3 protein-coding genes are annotated in these 3443 nt (G+C 58.8%); all 3 read right to left on the bottom strand.

What is annotated here, in order from left to right; genetic code table 11:
* Positions 1-97 precede the first annotated feature (97 nt).
* Genes IVA82_RS12870 through IVA82_RS12860 form a run of 3 tightly spaced genes read right to left on the bottom strand, consistent with a single transcriptional unit; the run spans position 98 to position 3301 of the window.
* Positions 98-1108 carry a tyrosine-type recombinase/integrase gene (locus IVA82_RS12870; RefSeq protein ID WP_247493318.1) on the bottom strand — a complete coding sequence of 337 codons (1011 nt, stop codon included), beginning with the start codon at positions 1106-1108 and terminating at the stop codon, positions 98-100.
* On the bottom strand, positions 1101-2063 hold the full coding sequence (locus IVA82_RS12865) for a tyrosine-type recombinase/integrase (RefSeq protein ID WP_247384592.1): 963 nt from the start codon (positions 2061-2063) through the stop codon (positions 1101-1103). The genes IVA82_RS12870 and IVA82_RS12865 overlap by 8 nt, the downstream gene beginning before the upstream one ends.
* Entirely contained in the window at positions 2060-3301 is a 1242-nt protein-coding gene (locus tag IVA82_RS12860) for a site-specific integrase (protein ID WP_247493317.1), read from the bottom strand. Before IVA82_RS12860 ends, IVA82_RS12865 begins: the two co-directional genes overlap by 4 nt.
* Positions 3302-3443: the final 142 nt, after the last annotated feature.

The raw sequence follows: 3443 nt of genomic DNA, 5'->3' as shown, positions 1-3443 counted from the left end.
ATTATGTGCACCTCGTGATTATGCGCAGATTGCTGAGGCAGGAGGCTTTAACCGTCGGATTCTCGGACGACTTCCGGCTGGCGAACTGCGCATAACTTCAGAGACTCATCAGGAACTGCATGAGCTGGTCCGGCGGACGATATCGACCTTGACTGGACGTCATGGGTTGCAGCCGGTTGAGTGTACGTTCCTTCATCGCGAGATCTGCTTGAAGGTACATATGCGTCGTCGCGGAACTCTCATGACCGAGCCACAGAGCGATGACGCTGATATCGACGCCGGACTGCAGGAGATGCATCGCCGTGGTGTGGCGGATGGTGTGAGGCGAAATCGAGCGGCTCGGGAGTTGCGGGTAACGTTCCGCCGCAGCCGATACCGCAAGTTCAAAGCGCTGGGTGACGTTTGAACGCGCCATGCGCCCTCCGCTTCGGTTCGGAAACAGGAAGTCCTCCTCGCTTGTGAAAGCCAGCCGACGTTTCCAGTTACGGATCAAGCTGACTGTCGTACGCCAAAGCGGCAGGCTACGGTCTTTACGTCCCTTACCATGCAAGTGTGCAACCGCCGCGCCATCGACGATAACCTCGCCGACGCGTAGGCTGATGGCTTCGGACACACGGGCGCCAGTGTTGTACATCAGGCTGAACAGTGTGCGGTCCCGTTCACCTGCCCAGGTCCGCGCATCCGGCGCGTCAAGAATCGCCTGCATCTCCTCGCGCGAGAGAAATCCCAGGACCGGCCGGTCGAACCGTTTCATCGGAATGGCCAGTGCCTGTTGGATGACGATGAGCGCAGTCAGGTCGTAATGGGCGGCATACTTCAGAAAGGAGCGAAGTGCCGCCAAGCGGGCATTGCGCGTGCGCACACCGTTGCTCCGTTCCTTCTCCAGATGGTCGAGGAAGTCCAGGATCAATTGCGCATCAAGATCGGCCAAGATCAGCCGGGTGGGCGCCTTGCCAATCTTCGCTTCGGCGAAGCCAACCAACAATCGAAAAGTGTCCCGGTAGGCTGCGATGGTGCGAGGGCTGACAGCTCGTTGGTTGCCCAGATGTTCGACAAAGAAGCGTTGAAGCAGGATGGGGAAGGACGGTGTCGGGTTGACATCAGACACGATAATCTCCTCCGACATTTGCTGCGAAAAGCTCGAAACGCCTGCCAGAGACCGCCATGAGTTCTGGGACGGCGGTCAGATACCAATAGGTATCGGAGATTTTGGCGTGGCCGACGTAGGTCGAGAGCGCTGCCATCCTATTGTCGATATCGGCGCCATGTTCGTGCCAAAGCTGAACGCGGCGGCAAATAAAGGTGTGGCGCAGGTCATGGATGCGCACTTCACGATGGCTGCCCCGCGGGGCCCAACCGAGTTTGGTACGAAGCTTCTGAAAAATCTTATTGATCCTCCGCTCCGCGATGAATCCGCCCTCTGAGGAGAGGAACAGCGGCGAATCCTTGGAGAGAGCGCCATGACGCGCACGAACCTCCAGATAGCGCCGCAACGCGGCTACGACGGTGGCATGCATAGGCACATGCCTGGACTTACGGAACTTCGTATTACGAATCGTAAGGACCGCGCTGTCGAGATTGATATCGCCGTAGCGCAGCTGGAGTGCTTCCGAGCGTCGTAGCCCCGTAGCCGCGATCAGTCCGAAGATCGTTGCGTATGTCGCTGGTCGCAAACCGCCCTTGGGAGTCAGCCGCGAAGCGGCAGCCACGAGATCGCATATCTCCTGCTCTGAATAGATATGCGGCGTGAGGCGTCGATGTGCACGACCAAAGATCGCGGTCTCAGGGAACTCAGTGTCGGGATCAACCCGCGTCAGATACCTCGCGAACGGGCGAAGGACCTCGAGGCGCCGGGCCCAGGAGAGCGGGGTAGCTTTTTTGGCCTGGCCTTGCACCCAGTTCAGAACGACACCGTTGGTGAGTGGGCCGCGATGACCGTGTTGGTCTGCGAACAGGGCGAAAGCGGTGATGTAATGGCCCTCCATCCTGAGCTTAAAACCAAGGGCGCGGCGCTCGGACAAATAGTCCTCGGCCAACGAGAGCATCGTGCGTGCGTTGATCATTGTGCGCTCCCCGGCCAAGGCAGAGCCACAGCAGATAGATTGTTCAGATCAACCTTTGCATAGATGGCGGACGTGTCGAGGCTTCGATGCCGTAAGATGTCCGCAATCTCCTTCATCGGCGCGCCGGCGCGTAGAAGTCGGCTGGCAGCGCTGTGGCGGAGAATGTGGACCCCGGTTCGCGTCCATCCACATCTTCGGTAGCCGGCCAATACTGCGCGTACGACGCTCTTGGTTGTGATCGGTTTGTCGTAGGATGCGACGTGACGAACAAATACGGCTCGGTTTGCCGTCGTAGGACGCTCCTCACGCAGATAGGCCGCAATCGCCGCTCCTGTTGAGACTGGCAGGGGCAGACTATCAGCCCGTCGACTCTTGGTGCCGACAAGGTTGATTGTACCATTGGACCAGTTGATGTCGTTAAGTTGCAACTTGACGACTTCGCCGGATCGCAGGCCTAGATCGATTAGGCACCGCACCATCGCATAAGCTCGCAGGCGCGACGGAAACGACTGATCAAACGAACTCAGCAGTTGGTCGATCTCGGCGTCGGTCAGAACCTCTGGTAATGACGCCAACCGCCAGCGCGCGACTCGGGGAATTGCGGCCTTCAGTTCGCTCACCCGATCGCCGGATATACTGCGAAAGCGGAGATAGCAGGCAATGGTGGCGCCTATCGCGGCGATGGCTGCGGAGCCTCGCCCCTGCTCGCCGAGGATGAAGTGACGGACGGTCGTGGCTGTCGCCATCGAAATGGGCTGCTCGCCGACATGTTCGACAAGAAACTCCTCAACCACTTTGCAGCGCCGCCGACGGGTCCTGTCTGCCAAACCCCAGACGTCGCGCATGTGGATATCGAAACGCGTCAACTCCTGTTCGATAGTGGAGTTCCGAGCCGGATACTGCGGCACCACGCCGCCAGCTTTGAGTACCTCCAGAAGGTGGCCAAGTGCCGCCTGCAGGTCATGACGAATACGGCGGACCGGATCGGGGCAGACGCATGCCGGCAAGTGTTCCGAGAGAAAGCGAATGACGGCGACTTGGCCGATCGCTTCCAGGCGGTACCCCTCCTTTGTCAGCCAATGGGCGAAGTGCGCGATGCAGCACATGTAGGCGCGCTGGGTGCCCGGAGCATATCGCCTTCGTTGCAAATGCTCCCCATATTGCGAAACGTAAGGCTGGAGAATACTTCCTTCCAGCCAAGCGCGCGGCCGTGGCTGTATGACGATCATCTTTTGCATACTGATCTCCTATTGAGCTGATTACGCTCGATAGGAGACACGAGAATTATGCGCAGTTCGCCAGCCGGAAGTTGTCCGAGAATCCGACGGTTAAAGCCTCCTGCCTCAGCAATCTGCGCATAATCACGAGGTGCACATAATC

The organism is Bradyrhizobium sp. 142, assembly GCF_023074015.1.
In the GTDB taxonomy this organism is placed as follows: domain Bacteria; phylum Pseudomonadota; class Alphaproteobacteria; order Rhizobiales; family Xanthobacteraceae; genus Bradyrhizobium.
Note: the sequence above shows the minus strand (reverse complement) of the source record. Positions and strands in the feature narration are given on the sequence as shown.